This window comes from Croceicoccus sp. YJ47, assembly GCF_016745095.1.
Lineage (GTDB): Bacteria > Pseudomonadota > Alphaproteobacteria > Sphingomonadales > Sphingomonadaceae > Croceicoccus.
On record NZ_CP067087.1, the window covers coordinates 3,255,288 to 3,275,239 of the forward strand.

Annotated in this window: 20 protein-coding genes and 1 pseudogene; 7 read left to right on the forward strand and 14 right to left on the reverse strand. The window is 64.5% G+C overall.

What is annotated here, in order from left to right; translation table 11 throughout:
• Positions 1-129: 129 nt before the first annotated feature.
• Complete coding sequence (locus tag JD971_RS16715) at positions 130-501, reverse strand: YrhK family protein (protein WP_236672153.1); 372 nt, start codon at positions 499-501, stop codon at positions 130-132.
• Entirely contained in the window at positions 494-1,576 is a 1,083-nt protein-coding gene (locus JD971_RS15875; RefSeq protein WP_202084900.1) for a CNNM domain-containing protein, read from the reverse strand. The genes JD971_RS16715 and JD971_RS15875 overlap by 8 nt, the downstream gene beginning before the upstream one ends.
• Before the next feature lie 249 nt (positions 1,577-1,825).
• Here JD971_RS15875 and JD971_RS15880 point away from each other — a divergent pair, with 249 nt between their 5' ends.
• From JD971_RS15880 to JD971_RS15890, 3 genes are read left to right on the forward strand one after another with little or no spacing between them, the layout of a single operon-like run.
• Positions 1,826-3,856, forward strand: coding sequence for a pilus assembly protein TadG-related protein (locus JD971_RS15880; protein ID WP_202084901.1), 2,031 nt, complete (start codon positions 1,826-1,828; stop codon positions 3,854-3,856).
• Complete coding sequence (locus tag JD971_RS15885) at positions 3,853-4,338, forward strand: TadE/TadG family type IV pilus assembly protein (RefSeq protein WP_202084902.1); 486 nt, start codon at positions 3,853-3,855, stop codon at positions 4,336-4,338. The genes JD971_RS15880 and JD971_RS15885 overlap by 4 nt, the downstream gene beginning before the upstream one ends.
• Entirely contained in the window at positions 4,335-4,757 is a 423-nt protein-coding gene (locus JD971_RS15890) for a TadE/TadG family type IV pilus assembly protein (protein ID WP_202084903.1), read from the forward strand. The genes JD971_RS15885 and JD971_RS15890 overlap by 4 nt, the downstream gene beginning before the upstream one ends.
• Positions 4,758-4,781: 24 nt before the next feature.
• Here JD971_RS15890 and JD971_RS15895 read toward each other — a convergent pair whose 3' ends face one another.
• The 5 genes from JD971_RS15895 to JD971_RS15915 form a co-directional block, all read right to left on the reverse strand.
• Positions 4,782-5,411, reverse strand: coding sequence for a YitT family protein (locus JD971_RS15895; protein ID WP_202084904.1), 630 nt, complete (start codon positions 5,409-5,411; stop codon positions 4,782-4,784).
• Positions 5,412-5,498: 87 nt separating this feature from the next.
• Positions 5,499-5,738, reverse strand: a complete 240-nt coding sequence (locus JD971_RS15900) for a hypothetical protein (RefSeq protein ID WP_202084905.1) — start codon at positions 5,736-5,738, stop codon at positions 5,499-5,501.
• A 56-nt stretch (positions 5,739-5,794) separates the two neighbouring features.
• Positions 5,795-7,210, reverse strand: a complete 1,416-nt coding sequence (gene lpdA, locus JD971_RS15905) for a dihydrolipoyl dehydrogenase (RefSeq protein ID WP_202084906.1) — start codon at positions 7,208-7,210, stop codon at positions 5,795-5,797.
• Positions 7,211-7,220: 10 nt separating this feature from the next.
• On the reverse strand, positions 7,221-7,616 hold the full coding sequence (locus JD971_RS15910) for an acyl-CoA thioesterase (protein ID WP_202084907.1): 396 nt from the start codon (positions 7,614-7,616) through the stop codon (positions 7,221-7,223).
• Entirely contained in the window at positions 7,616-8,920 is a 1,305-nt protein-coding gene (locus tag JD971_RS15915) for a pyruvate dehydrogenase complex dihydrolipoamide acetyltransferase (protein WP_202084909.1), read from the reverse strand. Before JD971_RS15915 ends, JD971_RS15910 begins: the two co-directional genes overlap by 1 nt.
• A gap of 146 nt (positions 8,921-9,066) precedes the next feature.
• Here JD971_RS15915 and JD971_RS15920 point away from each other — a divergent pair, with 146 nt between their 5' ends.
• Positions 9,067-9,522: a universal stress protein gene (locus JD971_RS15920; protein ID WP_202087784.1), complete on the forward strand. Its 456-nt coding sequence runs from the start codon at positions 9,067-9,069 to the stop codon at positions 9,520-9,522.
• A 7-nt stretch (positions 9,523-9,529) separates the two neighbouring features.
• Here JD971_RS15920 and rnr read toward each other — a convergent pair.
• A pseudogene (gene rnr, locus JD971_RS15925) lies at positions 9,530-11,868 on the reverse strand (ribonuclease R).
• Between the two features lie 107 nt (positions 11,869-11,975).
• Here rnr and JD971_RS15930 point away from each other — a divergent pair.
• The 3 genes from JD971_RS15930 to JD971_RS15940 are packed head-to-tail and all read left to right on the forward strand — an operon-like array spanning position 11,976 to position 14,104.
• Positions 11,976-13,181 carry a VOC family protein gene (locus tag JD971_RS15930; protein ID WP_202084911.1) on the forward strand — a complete coding sequence of 402 codons (1,206 nt, stop codon included), beginning with the start codon at positions 11,976-11,978 and terminating at the stop codon, positions 13,179-13,181.
• 33 nt (positions 13,182-13,214) lie between these two features.
• Entirely contained in the window at positions 13,215-13,514 is a 300-nt protein-coding gene (locus JD971_RS15935; RefSeq protein WP_202084913.1) for a hypothetical protein, read from the forward strand.
• A complete protein-coding gene (locus JD971_RS15940) occupies positions 13,508-14,104 on the forward strand; it encodes an ATP-grasp fold amidoligase family protein (protein WP_202084915.1) in 597 nt (198 codons plus the stop codon). The genes JD971_RS15935 and JD971_RS15940 overlap by 7 nt, the downstream gene beginning before the upstream one ends.
• Here the strand turns inward: JD971_RS15940 and JD971_RS15945 are convergent.
• From JD971_RS15945 to JD971_RS15970, 6 genes are all read right to left on the reverse strand, one after another.
• On the reverse strand, positions 14,074-15,438 hold the full coding sequence (locus JD971_RS15945; RefSeq protein WP_202084918.1) for a M28 family metallopeptidase: 1,365 nt from the start codon (positions 15,436-15,438) through the stop codon (positions 14,074-14,076). The genes JD971_RS15940 and JD971_RS15945 overlap by 31 nt on opposite strands.
• A gap of 66 nt (positions 15,439-15,504) precedes the next feature.
• Positions 15,505-17,037, reverse strand: a complete 1,533-nt coding sequence (gene proS, locus JD971_RS15950) for a proline--tRNA ligase (RefSeq protein ID WP_202087786.1) — start codon at positions 17,035-17,037, stop codon at positions 15,505-15,507.
• A gap of 141 nt (positions 17,038-17,178) precedes the next feature.
• Positions 17,179-17,775 carry a polyhydroxyalkanoate synthesis repressor PhaR gene (phaR, locus tag JD971_RS15955; RefSeq protein WP_202087793.1) on the reverse strand — a complete coding sequence of 199 codons (597 nt, stop codon included), beginning with the start codon at positions 17,773-17,775 and terminating at the stop codon, positions 17,179-17,181.
• Between the two features lie 99 nt (positions 17,776-17,874).
• Positions 17,875-18,945 carry an alanine racemase gene (gene alr / locus JD971_RS15960; RefSeq protein ID WP_202084919.1) on the reverse strand — a complete coding sequence of 357 codons (1,071 nt, stop codon included), beginning with the start codon at positions 18,943-18,945 and terminating at the stop codon, positions 17,875-17,877.
• Between the two features lie 5 nt (positions 18,946-18,950).
• A complete protein-coding gene (locus tag JD971_RS15965) occupies positions 18,951-19,382 on the reverse strand; it encodes an iron-sulfur cluster assembly scaffold protein (protein WP_236672154.1) in 432 nt (143 codons plus the stop codon).
• A complete protein-coding gene (locus tag JD971_RS15970) occupies positions 19,379-19,951 on the reverse strand; it encodes a CvpA family protein (RefSeq protein ID WP_202084921.1) in 573 nt (190 codons plus the stop codon). Before JD971_RS15970 ends, JD971_RS15965 begins: the two co-directional genes overlap by 4 nt.
• Position 19,952 lies beyond the last annotated feature (1 nt).

Here is a 19,952-nt window from a genome sequence, read left to right on the forward strand (position 1 = left end):
CTCGATCCTTCGACACACAGCAGAGGCCGATGCCGCCGGGCGCCAGATCGCGGCGTTTGCAACCCCCGCCGGTCACATCGCCAGCGCCGAGACCGTCACACCGATCCGGACTTCCCCGGCTGTGCCTCGCTACGCATCGTCGTAAAGTTTCACCGCCAGGCTCCCCAACGCACCGACCAGCATCAACGCCGACCCGACGATGAAGCACCACACGGCCAGACGTTGAAGCTGTTCGAATTGCGGCAGAAAGAGCACGCTTCCGATCACGAAGGTCGCATTGCCCAACACGCCGAGCGCGGTGTGTATCCAGCCATAATCCTTCACCAGTGTCTTCAACATCTGCGTCATCTCAACCTGCTTGTTCGGGAACGGTGCGGACGGTCGTTTTCGGAGGAAGGAACGCGCCTCTTTCGAAACGTCCTGCTCCGCGATCGAGGCACGAGCCGCGTGTTCCCCGACAGCATGGTGCGGCGCGATGCCGATGACCGCCGGGTCAAGCATCCGAGCCGGCGCGCGGGGGTGACGCGGCTCCGCGACCCTGCCGCGATGCGGATGCCCTGCGCCGTGCAAGTTCGCGCGCATACTCCTGAAGATCCGCAATTTCGTCGAGTTCATCGACGATCTCGAACCCGAAAATCGTCTCCAGCACATCCTCCAGCGTGACCAGCCCCAGGAACGTGCCATATTCGTCGACCACGGCGAGGATATGGTGGTGATCGGAGATCATGCGGCGGAAAAGACGGTCCACCGTCACCTCGTCCAGCACGCCGGGCAACGGGCGGATCAGCGATTGAACATCCTCTTGCGGCGGATCGTCGGACAGGCTGGCGAACACCTCGTGCTTGATGACGAAGCCCCGGATATTGTCCGGTTTTTCCTCGAAAAGGGGAATGCGCGTATAGGGAACGTCCCGTATCCGTGTCGCGAGTTCGGCCAGCGGGAGATCCATCGGAAGGCTCGACACGACGATCCGCGGGGTCATGACGTCGGCGCTCTTGACCCGGTGGAGTTGCAGCATGTTCTGAACGAAACGGACCTCGCTGCTCTCGATCTGGCCAGAGGCATGGCCGAGGCTCGCCAGCGCCAGCAATTCGTCGCGATGATGCGGCATTTCGGCCGGGCGTCCGCGCGTGATCGCCCGCGTCAATTGCCGCGATGCCCACACCAGCGGCGCCAGAACCGTGATGAGGATGGGCAGCAGCCAGGCGGTAAAGGGCGCAAGCCTCGGCGCGTAGCGGGCGCCGATGGTTTTGGGAATGATCTCCGTCACGATCAGCACGGCGAGGGTCAGCGCGCCTGCGAACACGGCCTCGCTTCCCGCGCCGTAGAGCTTGGCATATTGCGCGCCGGCGCCCGCCGCCCCCATCGTATGCGCCACGGTATTGAGCGTCAGGATCGCGGCAAGCGGACGCTCCACATCGTCCTTCAGCTTCTTGAGCTTTACCGCCCAGCCCGCGCCATGATCCTGTGCCGAACGGATCGTGGACGGCGTGATCGTGAGCAAGGATGCCTCGAGAAGCGAGCACAAAAACGACACGACGAGCGCAAGCGCGACGTAGAAAATCAACAGGGTCATGCCGCCCGCCTACAAGAGCCGCAGCCAAAGTGCCATTGCGCAGGGCGTTTTATCGAGGCGGCGATGAATGCGTTCACCATGTCGCATGGGTCGCGCGGCGCCCCGAGCGCGCGCTGCGTTTGTCACGGGCGATGCGGTCGCGGGACCGGCATTGCCATGCGATGGCGGCCACGGGAATTGCCGGACGCAATCACGCCCGCAAGCGGGACGTTTAGGAAATCTTAAGCCTTTTGCGCCATCTTCCCGAGCATGGCCCGCAGACTATCTTCCTCGCTGTTTCGCAGGATCTTGCGCGATCAGCGCGGATCGGTGACCACGCTTGCCGCCCTTTCGCTGCCCGTCATGCTGGGCGGCGCGGGGCTGGCCTTCGACCTCAGCCGCGGATACGGGCAGAAAGTCGTCAATCAGCGCGTCGCCGACATGGCCGCCCTGAGTGTGGCGCTCGAGTATCAGGACAACAATTCCGTCGATCTGGAAAGCGCCGCCGCGGTGGTTGCCGCCGCGAACCGCCTGGAGGGCGTGACGGTAAAGGCGAAGCTGGTCGATGATTACCCTTACGAGGGTGACAAGGTGGTCGAAGTCACCATCACGCGCGACGTGCCCTATCTCCTCGCTGCGGCGGTCGGGCTTGGCGGGAATTTTACCGTGTCGGCCGTATCCGCCGCCGTCGTCGAAAGCAGATCGCCCTACGACACGCCCTGTTTTCTGGCGCTGAGTACGGGAAACGACGCGCTTGTGGTGAACGGCGGCGCATCGATCAATGCGCCGGGCTGTTCGGTGGCGGCGATCGGCGGTCTCGCGAACAAGGGCGACACGATCGAGGCATCCCAGATCGTCGCAGGGCTTGGCGACATCGTGCTCAATTCCGGCTGGCTGAAGGCGGATTCCCTGCGGTACGGCGGCGAATTGAAAGTGCCGCAGTGGAACAATCAACTGCCCGCCCTCGCCGACCGTCACAATGCCAAGACAGACCTGTTCGATCCGTGGAAGGACAATCTGGAAATCGCGGAGGCAGAAGACAAGCTGGGCTCTCGCACAGCGCCGCCCGAACTGTTCAATCCCGTCACGCCAGGCGGCGCAAAATGGGATCTGTCGTGGTCGCCCAGCAATGCGGTGAAGCAATACCGGGTTGGCGACACGAACCGGTATGTGATCCCCGCCGGCAATTACGATATTTCCAGCCTGACGGTGGACGGCGGCATCGATGTCGTATTCCAGTCGGGATCGAGGATTACGGTGTCAAACGGCGTCGCGGTCGGGGGGGGATCCTCCGTCAATTTCGGCGATAGCGACGTTTACATCAACGGCGGGTTCAACAGCGGATCGAACGGAGTCACCTTCGGCGACGGCACGCTGTGGATCGGCGACGGAAAGATCGATTTCCTCGGCACCAATCGCAAGGGCGATGGCAAGGTCGTGATCAACGACACCCTTAATCTGGGCGGCGGACAATCGTTGCTCATGGGCGATGGCGACCATTATTTCAAATCGATCAAGCTGGGCGGCGGTGGCGACACCTTGATGGGGAACGGCGATTTCGTCGTGTCGGAATCCATCGACGTCCAAGGTGACAGCGAGCTTGCCATCGGCAACGGTGATGTGATCATCGGCACGCCAAAAAGCGGCGCGGCGGTATCGCTTTCGGGAAGCGCGCGTTTCCTGATGGGCGATGGCAGCACGTCGATCGGCGGCGATATCAAGACGATGGGCGGGAGCCGCATGGTTTTCGGCGACACCGCGAACCATTATATCGATGGCGACATGGATTTCGGCGGTTCGGTGTATTTCGGCGCGGGTCGTTACACCGTCAATGGCGATTTCGTGAACGGCACGGGGGGCACGACCTGGCCCTATACCTCCTCGCTGACCGGCGAAACCTATGGCGGGTATGGCGCTGGCTTCGACATGGCCGGGCAGGATGTGACGTTCATTCTTGCAGGCCTCCTCAAGCTGGCGGGTGGTGCGCTGACCAAGCTTTCCGCGCCGAGCTACTCGCAATCGGGTGCGCAGATCGCGCAACTCCTTTTCCATTCGGCGGCAAGCGGTGCGTCGAACTGGACCGGCGGGACCGGCAACGTGTTTTCGGGCACCATCCATTTCCCCAACGCATCGGTGACGATGGCCGGCGGCAATTCGACCGCCGATGGCGGCACATGCTTCATGCTGATCGCGGATGAGATCAAGGCGGCTGGCGGCGCGACGGCCGGGTCCAAATGCCTGATGACGGGATCGGCCGGCGGCGAAACGCGCGCCAACAGCCGGATCAGGCTGGTCCGATGATCCGGTCCCTCCGCGATGATGAAACGGGCGCGGTTGCGGTCGAATTCGCGTTGTGGTCGATGCTGTTCTTCATGGTCGTGGCGAGTGCGCTCGACATCGGATCCTTTTTCATGAAGCGGAGCAGGCTCGACGAAGCCTTGTCGGCCAGCGCCATCGTCGCATTCGACAATCGCGAAAACGTACGCTTCGACCAGCTTCCCGCCTATGTCCGCGCGCTTTCCGACGATACGGCAACGAGCGTGATCCTGAGCTGCAACGGCGTCGTCGATGCATGCACCAACATGGATCGCAGCTGTGCCTGCATTTCCGCGGACGGCGGGTACAGCGCCTATACCTGCAAGGCGACGTGCCCCGACAATGGCGCACGCGCGGGCTATTACATGACGGTCGAGGCGACAACCCCGATCGAGGCGCTCATCATCCCGCAACGCGCCTTTGGCGGCGACACCGTAACGCGCGCCACGACGCTGAGGCTGGAATGAAAATTCGCGCGCTCTGGATGGATGAAGGCGGCGCGGCGGTGATCGAATTTGCACTGCTGGCGCCAATCATGATCATGATGATTTTCGGCGTGATCGAAACCGGGCGGCTGTTCTGGACGCAGCACACCATTGACGAGGTCGCGTACAGCACCGCGCGTTGCATAAGCGTAAGCCTCACTTGCGAGGATACCGCAACGCGCGGCGCCTATGCAAAGGAGCGGGCCGCCGCCTACGGCATCGCGGTACCCGCCGACCGCATCGTCACGAGCGATACGGGCACCTGCAAGGGTTTTGCCGAATCGCATAGTGTCCGGATCGAGGTGCCGTTCCGTTCGGTTCTATCCGAACTGGCGCCGGGTTTTCCGCAAACCCTTTCGACAAGGGCCTGCTTCCCGAAATTGCGAGAGATCACGAGTTAGGCCGGAGCGCGAACCCTCGCCCGCTCAATATCCCGTATATCGTCCAGGCTTGTGATAGGCGATTAATATGCCGCTCACCGCCGCGACGGACAGCACGGAATAGATCACCAGTTCCGACGGAATGGCCGTGACCGCGATCGCGATGATCGACGCGTCGAGCACGAAGCTTAGCCAGCCGACATTCCAGCCGAACTTCTTTTCAAGAAAGATGGCGAGGATCGTCACCCCGCCAACGCCGGCCTTGTGCCGCAACATGGCGAGGATGCCCGCACCCGCCGCCGTCCCCCCGCCCACCGCCGCAAAAGCCGGGTGAATGGCCGAAATGTCGAGCGAGATACGGGTGATCGCCGCGCACACGGACACCAGCGTGACGGCCGCGATCGACTTGATCAGGAAGCCACGCCCCATCGCCGACAGCGCCAGCACGAAAAACGGCAGGTTCAAGGTCCAGAACCAACCGTCGACGGTCCATCCCACCTTGTACGTCATCAACAGGGCGACCCCGCCCATGCCCGCTGTGACGATGCCGCTCGCCTTCATCAAGGTGAGCCCGATCGCCATCAGCAACGCACCGGTGACAAGCCCATAGATATCTTCCGCAACGCCGTGGGGCCGAGGTTGCGGAAATGCGGTGTCTTGCGTCTTTTCGGTCACCGGTCCGCCGCTATCCCAGCGCGGCGTATCCGGCAAGCGCCGGCATTACCGGCACGTCAGAATCGCGTTATTTCTTGGGGCCCCCGGTCAGCTGGCTCGCGCGGCGTTCGTCTTCGGGATAATCCTGCGGGCTGACTTCGGAATTGAATTTCGCCGTGTTGTGCAGCTGGCTGTTGCCGGCGGGGTTATCCCCTTGGGCATGTCGTCCGGATCCTTGTTCGCCGAATCCGCCGGCTTGCCCTTGCCCGGTACGGCGCCGGGATCGACAGCGTTTTCCTTGGCCGGATCGGGGCGTTTGGGAACGGGGGTGTATTCGTCGTCGCTCATGCGGTTTCTCCTTTGCACGACCAACGGTCGAAAACCGCGCCCCGTTCCATCACGCCTCAGATATGCAGCGCCTTGCCATAGGCGGAGAGCACGCTTTCATGCATCATTTCGGACAAAGTCGGATGCGGGAACACCGTGTTCATCAACTCCGCCTCGGTCGTTTCCAACGTCTTGCCAACGACATAGCCCTGAATCAATTCGGTCACCTCGGCGCCGATCATATGCGCGCCGAGCAATTCGCCGGTCTTTGCATCGAATACCGTCTTGATGAACCCTTCGGCCTCGCCCAGCGCGATCGCCTTGCCATTGCCGATGAACGGGAAATTGCCGACCTTCACCTCGTGCCCGGCCTCTTTCGCCTTGGCCTCGGTCAGGCCGACGCTGGCGATCTGCGGGTGGCAATAGGTACAGCCGGGAATATTGTTGCGGTCGAGCCCGTGGGGGTGAACGTCCTTGTTGCCGAGTTCCTTGGCGATGGATTCGGCGGCGGCCACGCCCTCATGGCTGGCCTTGTGGGCGAGCCACGGGCCGGGCGTGCAATCGCCGATCGCCCAGACGCCATCGACCCCGGTGCGCCCGAAATCGTCGATCTGGATGAAGCCGCGCTCCATCTTCACTCCCAGGCTTTCGAGGCCCACGTCCTCGGTATTGGGCACGATCCCGACGGCAGAGATGACATGGCTGAACTCGGTCTCGGTGACCTTGCCATCCGCGCCCTTGATCTTCGCCTTGACGCCCTTCGCGCCGACGTCGAGCGCTTCGACACCGGCGCCCGTAACGATCTTCATGCCCTGCTTCGTCAACGCCTTCTGAAGGAATGCGGACACCTCCTCATCCTCCACCGGCACGATCCGGTCGAGCATTTCGACCACGGTCACATCCGCGCCCATGTCATTGTAGAAGCTGGCAAACTCGATGCCGATCGCGCCCGACCCCATGACGAGCAGCTTCGCCGGCATTTCGGACGGCGTCATCGCATGGCGATAGGTCCAGATCCGCTTCCCGTCCGCCTTGGCAAAGGGCAGCTCTCGCGCGCGGGCGCCGGTCGCGACAATGATGTGCTTCGCCGACAATTCCTGAGTCTTGCCATCCTTGTCGGTGACGGACAGCTTGCCCTTTCCGGCGACCTTGCCGGTGCCCATGTGCACCGCGATCTTGTTCTTCTTCATCAGGTGCGTCACGCCCTTGTTGAGCTGCGACGCCACTCCGCGCGACCGTTTCACCACCGCGTCGAGATCCGCTTCGATCTCCTTTGCCGCGAGGCCGTAATCCTTTGCATTGTGCATGTAGTGCAGGATTTCGGCCGAGCGCAGCAACGCCTTCGTCGGGATACAGCCCCAGTTGAGGCAGATTCCGCCCAGCAATTCGCGCTCCACGATTGCCGTCTTCAGCCCGAGCTGCGCGGCGCGGATCGCCGCCACATAGCCGCCCGGCCCCGAACCCAGAACGATCACGTCATAGCTGTCAGCCACTGAAAAACTCCTAACCACTCACCGGGCGCGGACGCCCGTTATCGTCGATTGCAACGAAGGTGAACCGCGCCTCGGTCACCTTTACGCGTACCTCTTCATGCCGGTGACGCCGCCATGCTTCTACTGCGATTTTGATGGATGTACGGCCCTCGCTCTCGATATAGGCATGCACCGAAACCTCGTCGCCGACCGCGACCGGTTCGTGAAACTGCATCCCGTCCATCGCCACCGTCGCGGCGCGCCCCTTGCACCTGCGCGAGGCGACGAGCCCCGCGCCCATGTCCATGAGGCTCATCAGCCAGCCGCCGAAAATATCGCCATAGGCATTGGTATCGGCGGGCATCGCGGTCATGCGGATGACCGGTTCGCCGTCGGGCTGGCCTTCGGCGACGCCGCCCCCCGCCATCAGGCCAGAAGATCCAGCGGGTTTTCGACAAGCTCCTTGAACGCGGCCATCAATTGCGCGCCGTCCGCGCCGTCGATGGCGCGGTGATCGAAGCTGCCGGTGGCGCTCATCACCGTGGCGATCTGCAACGCATCGTCGATGACACACGCGCGCTTTTCACCCGCACCGATCGCCATGATCATGCCCTGCGGCGGGTTGATGACCGCCTCGAACTGCTTGATCCCGTACATGCCCATGTTGGACAGCGACGCCGTACCGCCCTGGAACTCGTGCGGCTGAAGCTTGCCATCGCGGGCCCGCGCGGCGAGATCCTTCATCTCGGTCGAGATCTTGGAAACGGATTTGCCGCCTGCATCGGTGACGATCGGCGTGATGAGGCCCGCCGGGACCGAAACGGCCACCGAAATATCGGAGCGCGTGAAGCTGTAAAGCTCGTCGCCGGCGAATTGCACATTGCACTTGGGCACCATTTCGAGCGCGCGGGCGAGCGCCTTGATCATCAGGTCGTTGACCGAAAGCTTCACATCGCGCGCGGCCAGCGTCGCATTGAGCTCCCCCCGCAGTTTCAGCAGCGCATCGAGGCGAATATCCACGGTGAGGTAGATATGCGGCACCTGCTGCTTCGATTCGGTGAGGCGGCGCGCGATGGTCTTGCGCATGCCCGAAAGCTTCTCCGCCTCGTGCGGAATGTCGGGCGCGGCCGATTTCGGCGCCGTTGCGGGCGCGGATGCGGCGGCGGGCGCAGCCGTTTCGGCGGCGGCTTTCTGCTGCTCCGGCTTTGCATTTTCGACATCGGCCTTGATGATGCGGCCGTTGGGACCGCTGCCGCTGATGGCCGAAAGGTCGAGCCCCTTTTCCGCCGCGATCCGCTTGGCGAGCGGGGATGCCACGATACGGTCCCCGCCGGTCGGCGCAGGTGCGGGTGCCGGGGCCGGCGCCTCGCGCGTGCGGGCCTTCTCTCCCTCGACCTTTTCCTCGCGGTCCTGCGTCTCGACCTTCGTCGCGTCGCTGCCGCCATCGGAGGCGGGCGCGGATGGCGCCGAAATCGTATCGGCATCCTCGCCTTCTTCGGCCAGCATGGCGATGACCGTGCCGACCTTCACGTTCTCGGTGCCTTCATCCACCGCGATGGCCGCGATCGTGCCTTCATCGATGCATTCGAACTCCATCGTCGCCTTGTCGGTCTCGATTTCGGCGATGATGTCACCGGGTTCCACCTTCTGTCCCGGCTCGACCAGCCACTTGGCGAGAGTGCCCTCCTCCATCGTGGGGGACAGGGCGGGCATCTTGATTTCGATCGGCATGGGCTTCCTTCGCGATCCTTGGCTCACATTTGATCGCCTTGTTGGGGGGACGGCCCGCCGGGGTCAAGGGCGTAAGCCGCCGACTTGCCAATAATGCGTTCATGGCCCAGTCTGGAGCCCAGGGCACAGAGGGGACACCACGCCACATGCGCACATATCTCGTCATCATGGACGAAACGCCGGAGGCGAAGGTCGCGTTGCGCTTTGCATCGCGCCGCGCGGCGAAAACCGGGGGGTCGGTGCATCTCATCGCGCTCGTCCCGAAACAGGCCTTCGTCGCGTTCGGCGGCGTCCAGGCCACGATCGAGGAGGAGGCGAAAAGCCGCGCCGAAGTTCTCGTCATGGCGGCGGCGGGGAGCCTGCTCGCCGAAAGCGGGCGGATGCCGTCCATCTCGGTGCGCGTCGGCGACGGGGCGAAGGTGGTGCAGGACTACCTCACCGAAAATGCACAGATTGCCGCGCTCGTTCTCGGCGCGGCGGCAGAAGGCTCTCCGGGTCCGCTGGTACACCATTTCGCCAATCACAAGGCGGGGCAGCTCCCCTGCCCGCTCATGATCGTGCCCGGCGGGCTCAGCGAGGAGGATATCGACGCGCTGAGTTGACGCCGGGCTATTTCTTCTTGCGCCCCTGATGCCGGATATTGCCGGGCCTACCGCGCTTGCCGACGATGTGCTTGCCCTGCGCGTCCTTTTTCGGGCCGCGGTCCTTCGTGCGCGCCTTGCCCTTGTGCACGATCTTTTTGCCGCGCGGTTCGACCTTGCCTTCCTGCTCGGGCAGCTCGAACTTCAACGCACCGCTGAGCGGGTTCGCCTCCGCCAGCCGCAGTTTCAGCCGGTCGCCTACCTTGTATTCGGTGCCGGTGTCGCTACCGACCAATTTCTGCGCCTTTTCCTCATAGACGAAATATTCATCGCCAATGGTCGAAATCGGCAGCAACCCGTCTCCCCCGAAATTGAGGATCGTCGCGAACAGGCCGAATTTCTGCACGCCGGTCACGCGGGTGTCGAACACCTCGCCGACCTTGCCTGAAAGCCACGCCGCGACATAGCGGTCGATGGTATCGCGCTCCGCCTCCATCGCGCGGCGCTCGGTCTTGCTGATCGCCTCGGTGATCGATTCGAGGCTGGCGCGATCCTTGTCGGACAGGCCGGAGCGCGCCGGAATGTCGCGGTCCTGCGGCTTGGGCTGTTCGAGGTCGAACGCATCGACAAGCGCGCGGTGCACGAGCAGGTCGGAATAGCGGCGAATGGGCGAGGTGAAATGCGCATAGCTTCCCAGCGCCAGCCCGAAATGCCCAGCATTCTGCGGCCCGTAATAGGCCTGCGTCTGGCTGCGCAGCACCTGCTCCATGATGAGCGCGCGCTCCGCATCGTCGGCCGTATCCTTGATCAGCCGGTTGAAAATCCCCGGCGTGATCACCTGCCCCAGCGTGAAATTGCGGTCGTAGGTCGCGAGGTAATCCTTGAGCGCCATCAACTTTTCACGGCTCGGCGTTTCATGAATGCGATAGACGACGGGCGCGACCTTGCTCTCCAGCGCCTTGGCCGCCGCGACATTGGCGGCGATCATGAATTCCTCCACCACACGGTGCGCGTCGAGCCGTTCGCGCACGGCGATCTCCTCGATCCGCCCCGCCTCGTTCAACACCACGCGCCGTTCCGGCAGGTCAAGATCGAGGGGATCGCGGGCCTCGCGCGCGGCGTTGAGCACCTTCCAGCAAGCCCACAGATGGCGCAGGCTTTCATCCGCGCGATCATCGTCGATGCGGCTTTGCGCATCCTCGTATGCGATGACCTCGGAAATCTTCACGATGGCGCGGGTAAAGCGCCAGTCCTTGATCTTGCCCTTCGCATCGACGGTCATGTGACACGCCATCGCGGCGCGCGGCTCCCCCTCGCCCAGCGAACACACGTCGGCGGACAGGATTTCGGGCAGCATCGGCACGACCCGGTCCGGGAAATAGACCGAATTGCCGCGCTTCCTCGCCTCCCGGTCGAGTGCGCTGCCCGGCCGCACGTAATAGGACACGTCGGCGATGGCGACGATCGCCTTCCACCCGCCCGCATTGGCGGGGTCGTCGTCGGGCGCGGCCCAGATCGCATCGTCATGGTCGCGCGCATCGGCCGGGTCGATGGCGACGATGGGCAGATGGCGCAAATCCTCGCGGCTGTCGGCGGACACCGGCAGTTTCGCCGCCGCCTGCGCCGCATCCTTCACCGCGTCGTCGAAGTGAAAGGGGATTTCGTGCTTTGCAATCGCGATCAGGCTGAACGATTTCGGCTCGAGCGGATCACCGAGGATCTGCGTGACCTTCACGCCGGCGCGGGGCGACTTGCCGGTCGGCTCGGCGAGCACGAGCTGGCCTTCTTCGGCCCCGCCAAGATCGGCGATGGCGGCGGAATTGCGAACCGATTTCTCGATCGGAGCGAGCCAGCCCTTCCCCGTCTTGTCGATTTCGACGACGCCCATCATCGCGGTCTGCGCATCGGGCAGTTTCTTCATCACATGGGCGAGCCAGCCCGTGCCCGTCTCCTCCGTCCGGGCGAGCACGCGGTCACCCTTGCGCAAGGCGGGAAAGGCGCGATTGCCCTTCCCTTGCCGCCGGCCTGCTTGCGATCCACCACGCGCAGCCGGGGCGGCGCCGCCCCGCTATCGGGCGACCAGCTTTCGGGAATGGCGATCGGCACGCCATCCTCGATATCGGCGACGCGCAACACCGTCACGCGCGGCAGGCCGCCCATGCTGTGAAACGCGGATTTCTTCCCGTCGATCAGCCCCTCTTCGGCCATGTCGCGCAGCAGCGCCTTGAGCGCGATCTTCTCCTGCCCCTTGAGGCCGAATTCGCGCGCGATTTCCCGCTTCCCGGCGGGGGTTTCGCTCGTCTTCACGAACTCCAGAATCTGTTCTTTCGACGGCAGCCCCTGAAATTTCTTCGATTTTTCGTTCATGCTTCCCATGTGGGCCGCACCTGCGCGATACGCAAGCGCGTTCGCCCGGTTGCAAATGCAACTGCGTGCCCTATCACCCGGCAAGACTTGCCGACCGGAGCAGACCCATGACCCAATTCGTTTCGCCCGATACGCTGCGCGCCCGTTTTTCCGCCGCGATGTCGGCGATGTACCGCGCCGAGGTGCCGCTTTACGGCGAATTGCTCGACATCGTGGCGGCGGTCAATGCGCGGACGGGCGGACCCGCAGCGCGCGTTGGCGGACGGTTGGGTGAGGAACGCCACGGTGCGATCCGCGTGGGCACGGCGGCGGAATTGCGCGCGATGCGGCGGTTCTTTGACGTGATGGGCATGGAGCCTGTCGATTACTACGATCTTTCGGTGGTAAGCGTGCCGGTGCACTCCACCGCGTTCCGGCCCATCACGGCGGAGGGGATGGAGGCCAATCCGTTCCGCATGTTCTGCTCGCTGCTCCGGCTCGAACTGATCGAGGATGCGGAGTTGCGCGATCGGGCTGCGGGCATTCTAGAGGCGCGGCAGATCTGCTCGACGCGGCTGATGCACCTCATCGCAAAGGCGGAGGAGACAGGCGGGCTGGCGCCAGGCGATGCCGATGCGTTTCTGGAGGAGGGGCTGAACGTCTTTCGCTGGCACGATACGGCGCGGGTCGATGCGCAGACCTATGGCGAATTGCATGATGCGCATCGCCTGATTGCCGATGTGGTCAGTTTTGCCGGACCGCATATCAACCATCTGACGCCGCGCACGCTCGACATCGACGCGGCGCAGGCGGAAATGATCGCGCGCAACATCGACGCCAAGGATCAGATCGAAGGCCCGCCGCGCCGCGCGTGCCCCATCCTCCTGCGTCAGACCAGTTTCAAGGCGTTGTCCGAAACAGTGTCCTTCGGCGGGGACAACGCAGGCGCCCACACCGCCCGTTTCGGAGAGATCGAGCAACGCGGCGCCGCGCTCACGCCCAAGGGCCGCGCGCTTTACGACGAATGCCTCGCCGATGCGCGCGCGGCACGCGGCGATTACGAGGCTGCCTTGCGCGAATCCTTTGCCCGCTTCCCCGACGACCTCGACGCGATGCGCGAGGATGCGCTCGCCTTTTTCCGCGGCGGAAATCCGGTCACCTACGAGGATTTCCTGCCCGTGAGCGCAGCCGGCATTTTTCAATCCAACCTCGGCGCCGAAACGAGCAACGGACATGGCGAAGCCGGATCGGCGCGCGACGCGTTCGAGGATGCGCTCGGCATGGCGGTGCACGATCCCTTCGCCCTCTATCGTGCGGGCGCCGACGCGCCGTAGGGAACCGGCGGCAAGATCGCGATTTGAGCAAGAATGACCGACCTTCCCGCCGACGCGAACGATCCGCCAGCACCCGGCGCGCGTATGCGGGTCGCGCTGTGCTACGCGGCGCGAATGGGGCGGCTGTGTCCGGTGAAAAACCCGCGCCGCTTCACCGAATTCGTGCAGCATCGCAAGCTTTACGACCGCGACCCCGCCATGCCGCGCCTGCTCGACAAGCTCTACGCCAAACGGCTCGTTGCTGGCCGCCTCGGCTCCGACTGGGTGGCGCCGCTTGCGTGGGAGGGGCCGGCATTGCCGCGCGGTCGCCCGTGTCGGGGCGCGCGATGCTGAAATCCCGGCACGGCTGCAATCAGTATCGCGCGCTCAGCCCGTCGCTGGCGCCGGGGCGGTGGGATGCCGTGCGCCGTCATGCGCATCGCTGGCTGCGTTCGCCGTGGCTCGACGAATGGGCTTACCGCGATGTACCGCGCGGGCTGTTGATCGAGGGGTGGCTCGGCGATGGCGACACGCTGCCGGTGGATTACAAGATCTATGTGTTCGGCGGCGCGGCCACCCATGTGCAGGTGCACACCGGGCGCGGCGGGGGGCGGCATCGCTGGCACCTGCATGACCGGGACTGGAAACGGCGCGATGGCGGCGCAGCGCTTCCCCGTCCGCGCAGCCTCGACGCGATGATCGAGGCGGCGGAAATGCTGTCGGGCGCGATGTCCTTCGTGCGCGTGGATTTCTACGAATTGCACGGGCGCCCGGTGTTCGGCGAATTTTGTTTCTACCCCGGATCGGGGCTTGACCGGTTTTTGGACGATGCGACCGACCTTGCGCTGGGCGGGCTCTGGGCGCTCGCGCTATCGACGCAAGATCCGGTCGCGCGCCTTGACGCGCGGACCGTTCACTCCCCCTCGGAAGTGTCGAGCGGATAGAACGCGCCGCCCGGAACCGCCGCGGCGACCGGGCTTTCCGCCTCGCCGGCACGTGCGCTGACCCCGACGATCCAGTCATCGCCGCGCAACCCGTCGAGCGTCACCATATGCGTCGCGCCATCCGTTTCGCGCAGCATTTCCCACTGCGCATCGTCGGTCCGCCGGCGCCAGATGCGATAGCCCGTCGCCCCCTCGCTCGGCGTCCACTGCACCGTGGTAAAGGTCTGCACCGCGGCTTCGGCGGACACGCGCGGCGGCATCGGCGCCTGCGCGAGCGCGGCCAGCGTCTCGACGTTCAGCCGCGTCACCTTGGCGAGATAAGGGAAATCCATTTCTTGGACCGTGTCGCCGTAGGTCACGCCATCCTCGGTGCGCAGATCCTGATGCTGGTGCTCGTAATCCTCGACCGCGACGGAAAAACGGATGGCGGGATAGCCCATCGCCTGAAACGGCAATTGATCGCCGCCGCGCCCCATGCGGTCGGCCCGATATATCTGACGAACGGCGAGCGTATCATCTGCGTCGGCGCTCGCGATGCCGGCGATATAGCGCGACAGATTGCGCGACGGGCTGTCGTTCTCGCCGCCGTTGCGGCGCATGGCACTGCGCAATTCGTCGTTGGAATCGGAGCGCAGCGCTTCTGAAAAGACGCGGACATGCGTATCGTCCGTCTTTCCGTCCGAACCGTGCGAGCCGCCGACGATGTCGTTGTTCAGCACCGCCTTCACGGTCCAGCCCTGCTCCCGCGCGTAATCCGCCATCAGGCTACCGCCGTAAAGGCCCTGTTCCTCACCCGAAAGCGCGGCATAAACGATGGTGGTGGGGTAGTCATGCTGCGACAGCGTGCGCGCCGCTTCGAGCACGAGCGCGGTGCCCGATGCATTGTCATTGGCGCCCGGCGCGTCGCTTTTCCAGTCCATCACGTCGCTGGCGCGGCTGTCGATATGGGCCTGCACGATCACGACCTCGTCCGGACGCTCGGTGCCGGGCTGTATCGCCACGACATTGACGAGGCGCACCGGCGTTTCGATGCGATTGCCCGACACCATGCGTTCGGGCGTGACGACCGTGAGGCAGCCGCCGCACGCCTCGCTCGCACGGCGGAATTCCGCCTCGGCCCAGCGGCGGGCCGCGCCGATGCCGCGCGTCGCGCTGTCCTGCTCCGAAAGCGTATGGCGCGTGCCGAAACCGACCAGGCTTTCGACATCGGCGCGCAGACGGTCCTGCGATACGGGGGCGGCGACCGACGATGCGGGCGACGGATCATGCGCGAAGGCAGGGACGACGCTGAGCGAGATGAGCAATGGGGCGGACAGAAGCGCGATGGTTTTCATTACGCGACGATGCCCGCCAATTTGCCCTGCGGCAAGAGCAGGCGATCGCCCGCGCGCCAAACCCGCCTAGTAGGTGCGGCCGATGTAGATCGTCTCGACCGCCTTATCCCCGGTAAAGAAGCACGGCGCATCGGGCACGTCGGCATCAAGCGCGGAATTGCGAATCGTGATCTTCAGCGTTTTCAGCTTTTCCACAATCGCGTCGAGCGCGGCACCGGTCGGACGCGACCACGGCACCGCGACCCAGCCCGGCTTCGTCTCGCTTTCGCGGAAATGATCGGCCAGCGTCTCGAAATCGGTGACGTCGTAACGGATCGCGGCATCGCGCCGTTCGCGGGCGCGCTCGAACAGGGTCTGCTGAATCTCCGCGAGGATACCGCCGGCGCAGAACACGAAATCGTGGCGGTCCTGCAGGGCGAAATCGGGCTTTCCATCATCCTCGCGCCACAGCGCGTCGCGGCGCAGGACCGAAAGCTTTTCGCCCTCCATGTCGCGGGGGCCGACCTCGATGATGACGGGCGCACCCTTGCGCACCCAGCCCCAGCGTTTCACCGCCGTCTTGCCGGGCTTGCGATCGACCAGCACGCGGATCGGCTCGCGGAACACGTCCTGCCCGATGAGCGCGGTGCGCACTTCCTCGCAATAGTTGATGATGTCGGCGTCCTCGTCCTTGCCGCGCAGCAAGGGCAGGATGACGATCTGATGCGGGGCGACGCGCGGCGGCACGGCCAGCCCGTCATCGTCGCCATGGGTCATGATGACGCCGCCGATCATGCGGGTGGACACGCCCCAGCTCGTCGTGTGGCAAAGCTGCTGCTGCCCCTCGCTGTCCTGGTAACGGATGTCGGCGGCCTCGGCGAAGGTCGTGCCGAGGTAATGGGAGGTGCCCGCCTGCAATGCCTTGCCGTCCTGCATCATCGCCTCGATACTGAAGGTCGCATCGGCGCCGGGAAAACGCTCGTTCTCCGGCTTTTCGCCCGCGATCACCGGCATGGCCAGCACGTCCTCGGCAAAGGCGCGATAGACTTCGAGCATTTTAAGCGTCTCGTCCATGGCGTCGGCCTTGTCGGCGTGGGCGGTATGCCCTTCCTGCCACAGGAATTCGCTCGTGCGCAGGAACATGCGCGTGCGCATTTCCCAGCGCACGACATTGGCCCACTGGTTGATCTTCAGCGGAAGATCGCGCCAGCTCTGCACCCAACGGTGCATCGCGTGACCGATTACCGTTTCCGACGTCGGCCGCACGACGAGCGGTTCCTCAAGCTCGGCATCGGGATCGACGACGAGCTTGCCGTCCTCCGCCTTCAACCGGTGATGGGTGACGACGGCCATTTCCTTGGCGAAACCCTCGACATGCTCCGCCTCTTTCCCGAAATAGGAGAGGGGAATGAAGATCGGGAAATAGCAATTGTCATGACCGGTCAGCTTGATCTGCTCGTCCAGAAGCCGCTGAATCCGTTCCCAGATGCCCCAGCCCCACGGCTTGATGATCATGCACCCGCGCACGCCCGATTCCTCGGCCAGATCCGCCTGGGACACGACCGCCTGGTACCAGGCGGCGAAATCGTCCTCGCGCTTGATGTCCAGCGCATGGCGAATCGTCGGAAATTGGGCGTCGGTCTTGGCGGCCACTGCGTACCTCGGGTATAGAGCATATCAATAAAGGGGTGACGGCTGTCCTGCCGCACCCCTGTCGGGAACGCCCTATTCCCAAGCGCTCCATTTGCCAAGCGTGGCGTGCTATTTGATGAGCTTGTTCAGCTGGTTTTGCATCTCGGCCATTTGCTGGCGCAGGGTTTCAAGCTCCGCCTCCTTGCCCTCGTCGGTCGTCGCGCTCGCGTCGCCGTCGGGCCGGTCCTCGCCCTGTGGCGCTCCGCCGGGCTGCGCGGCGCCGGGCATGAACGCATTGGTCGCGGCGGTGAACATCGCCATGTTCTGCTGCGCCAGCTTGGCCAGCGGATTGGAGCCGAGGCTTTCCTCGAACGTCTTGCGCATCTTCATCTGGTTTTCGCGAAAATGCTGCATCGACATTTCGAGATAATGCGGGATCATCGACTGCATCGAATTGCCGTACATCGAAATCAGGTCGCGCAGGAAACTCACCGGCAACATCTGCGATCCGCCGGCGGCCTCTTCGTCCATGATGATCTGCGTCAGGATCTGATGCGTGATGTCGTTGCCGCTCTTCGCGTCGACGACCTGAAACTCGACCCCTTCGCGCGTCATCTTCGACAGGTGATCAAGAGTAATATAGCTGGAGCTGTCGGTGTTATACAGGCGCCGGTTGGCGTATTTCTTGATGATGATGACACCATCTTCGCGCTTCTTTTCCGCCATATCCATGCCCATCAGTACTGAACGATCCCGCCGGATTGCGGATTTTCACGTTGCTGCACACGCTCTTAGCATGCGCAGCATTGACGGGGCAAGCGCCGCTTACCCCCGAAGGCGCGGCCCGGACACGGTGAGCAGTTCGTATTGCGACAGGCCGCAGGTCCGCGCCGCCTCCGGCAGGTCGTAACGCGCCGCGACCCAGTCCCCCTCCCCGATGCCGCTATCGCCGAGGTCGATCGCGGTCATGTCCATCGACACGCGGCCCAGAACCGGGAGCGTTCGGCCATCGGACACGAAGCCGCCCTTCCCGCTCCAGCAGCGCAGATACCCATCGGCATAGCCCAGCGACACGATGCCCACGCGCATGTTGCGCTGCGCGGTGAACGTCGCGTTATAGCCGATGGTATCGCCCGCGGCGACATGGCGGGCCTGCAATATCATCGCCTCGGGCGTGACGACCTGGCGGATATGCGGGGACAGTTCGGGACGCGGCACCCCGCCATAAAGCGCAAGGCCGGGCCGGGTGAGGTCGAAATGGTAATCCGCGCCCAATGCGATCCCCGCACCATTGGCGAGGCTCGCCCGCTGATGCGGGATCCGGTGCAGCAGGCCTGCGAACGCATCGCGCTGCCGCGCATTCGCCGCGACATCCTCGTCGGCGCAGGCGAGATGCGACATCAGCGTGCCGACCTGCAATTGCTGCAACCTGGCATCGCCGCATTCGTCGGGACGCAGGCCCAGCCGGTTCATCCCCGTATCGATCATGAGATCGCATGGCCCGCCGCCGGTCGCAAGCCATCGGTCGACCTGCGTCAGGCTGTTGAGCACGGGGCGCAATCCGGTCGCCCGGGCGTAGCGCGCTTCCTCATCCGTGGCAGGGCCGTGGAGCACCGAGACTGCTTCGGCCGGAACGGAGGCCATGACATCGGGCGCCTCCTGCCAGTGGGCGATGAAGAATTGACGGCAGCCTGCCTCCCACAGAACGCGCGCCGCCCGCCGCGCGCCAGTGCCGTAGCCGTCCGCCTTCACCGCCGCCCCGGCCGTCGCCCGCCCGGACAACCGGTCCAGCGCGCGCCAGTTCGCCGCCAACGCGTCCTCGTCAAAAGTCAGGCGCAAGGCCGGCGGCGGAAGCGGCACGGCCGGCTCATCGCCATTCGCGAGCGGCGTCTTCATTCCGCTCACCCTTCGCGAACCATCGGGCGAAGCGCGTTCGCCGCCGCGTTCCACGCCAGCAACATCGCCCCGTGGCGCCCCGGATAGGCGCGTGCCGGCGCGATCAGGTCGAGCCCCGGCCATTCGGGCTGCGGCCCGTCGCGGCGCACCCATTCCTCCATCGCCGCATTCGCCGCCGCAATGTCCTGCGCGTCGCGGCCCGCGGCATGCTCGGCAAAGACCGCCGCGCCCGCCTGCCCCACGGCGCAGGCATGGGCCGCGATGCCGACCTCGGCGATCTTGCCGCCCTCGCCGAGCAACAGGCCCAGCTCGACCCGGCTGCCGCAGCTGGGCGAACGGGCCTCCCCGCGAATGGAAAAGCGCAGATCCAGCGTAAAGGATGCGAGCCGGGTCGCCGCGGCCAGCACGGCGGGCGTATAGAGCCGGTGCGCGTTCATCGGGTCGCGGCGTCCACTTCGCTGCTCACGCGCTCCATGTCGTCCTCGCCGTCTTCATCGTCCGCCTGCTCGCGAAAAGCGGCGCGGCGCTGCTCGATATCCTCGACCAGTGCGATGCTGGCCGCGTTGACGAAGGAATAGCTGCGCGCCTTGGCGATCCAGTCGGGCCGCCCCTCCACACCCCAGATCGTGTCATATCCCAGCACCAGCACCGAAAAGGCCAGCACCACCATGATCAGCCCCTTCACGATGCCAAAGCCCAGGCCCAGCATCCGGTCCACCGCGCCGAGCACCGAATTGCGCGCACGCGACCCGGCCCACCGCGCGATCAGCTTCACGATGAGATAGGGCACCATCAACAATACGGCGAATGCGAGCACGGCCGCGCTCGCCTGCGTGTCGATATACTGCAGCATCCATTGCGTCAGCGGCGTATGCAGCGCGGAAATCGCGATCATCGCGGCGATCCACGCGGCAAGCGCCAGTATCTCATGCACGAACCCGCGCATGAAGCCGCCCACCGCCGCAAAACCGACGATGATAATCACCACGAGATCGAATGCCGTCATG

What these genes read in the sequence shown, in the direction of transcription:
- JD971_RS15945 (WP_202084918.1), bottom strand. Translation starts at nt 15,438, where the DNA reads ATGAAAACCATCGCGCTTCTGTCCGCCCCATTGCTCATCTCGCTCAGC.
- JD971_RS15885 (WP_202084902.1), top strand. Translation starts at nt 3,853, where the DNA reads ATGATCCGGTCCCTCCGCGATGATGAAACGGGCGCGGTTGCGGTCGAA.
- JD971_RS15970 (WP_202084921.1), bottom strand. Translation starts at nt 19,951, where the DNA reads ATGACGGCATTCGATCTCGTGGTGATTATCATCGTCGGTTTTGCGGCG.
- phaR (WP_202087793.1), bottom strand. Translation starts at nt 17,775, where the DNA reads ATGGCGGAAAAGAAGCGCGAAGATGGTGTCATCATCATCAAGAAATAC.
- JD971_RS15930 (WP_202084911.1), top strand. Translation starts at nt 11,976, where the DNA reads ATGACCCAATTCGTTTCGCCCGATACGCTGCGCGCCCGTTTTTCCGCC.
- JD971_RS15900 (WP_202084905.1), bottom strand. Translation starts at nt 5,738, where the DNA reads ATGAGCGACGACGAATACACCCCCGTTCCCAAACGCCCCGATCCGGCC.
- JD971_RS15880 (WP_202084901.1), top strand. Translation starts at nt 1,826, where the DNA reads ATGGCCCGCAGACTATCTTCCTCGCTGTTTCGCAGGATCTTGCGCGAT.
- JD971_RS15965 (WP_236672154.1), bottom strand. Translation starts at nt 19,382, where the DNA reads ATGAACGCGCACCGGCTCTATACGCCCGCCGTGCTGGCCGCGGCGACC.
- JD971_RS16715 (WP_236672153.1), bottom strand. Translation starts at nt 501, where the DNA reads ATGCTTGACCCGGCGGTCATCGGCATCGCGCCGCACCATGCTGTCGGG.
- JD971_RS15940 (WP_202084915.1), top strand. Translation starts at nt 13,508, where the DNA reads ATGCTGAAATCCCGGCACGGCTGCAATCAGTATCGCGCGCTCAGCCCG.
- JD971_RS15935 (WP_202084913.1), top strand. Translation starts at nt 13,215, where the DNA reads ATGACCGACCTTCCCGCCGACGCGAACGATCCGCCAGCACCCGGCGCG.
- JD971_RS15920 (WP_202087784.1), top strand. Translation starts at nt 9,067, where the DNA reads ATGCGCACATATCTCGTCATCATGGACGAAACGCCGGAGGCGAAGGTC.
- JD971_RS15875 (WP_202084900.1), bottom strand. Translation starts at nt 1,576, where the DNA reads ATGACCCTGTTGATTTTCTACGTCGCGCTTGCGCTCGTCGTGTCGTTT.
- alr (WP_202084919.1), bottom strand. Translation starts at nt 18,945, where the DNA reads ATGAAGACGCCGCTCGCGAATGGCGATGAGCCGGCCGTGCCGCTTCCG.
- JD971_RS15890 (WP_202084903.1), top strand. Translation starts at nt 4,335, where the DNA reads ATGAAAATTCGCGCGCTCTGGATGGATGAAGGCGGCGCGGCGGTGATC.
- JD971_RS15915 (WP_202084909.1), bottom strand. Translation starts at nt 8,920, where the DNA reads ATGCCGATCGAAATCAAGATGCCCGCCCTGTCCCCCACGATGGAGGAG.
- JD971_RS15910 (WP_202084907.1), bottom strand. Translation starts at nt 7,616, where the DNA reads ATGGCGGGGGGCGGCGTCGCCGAAGGCCAGCCCGACGGCGAACCGGTC.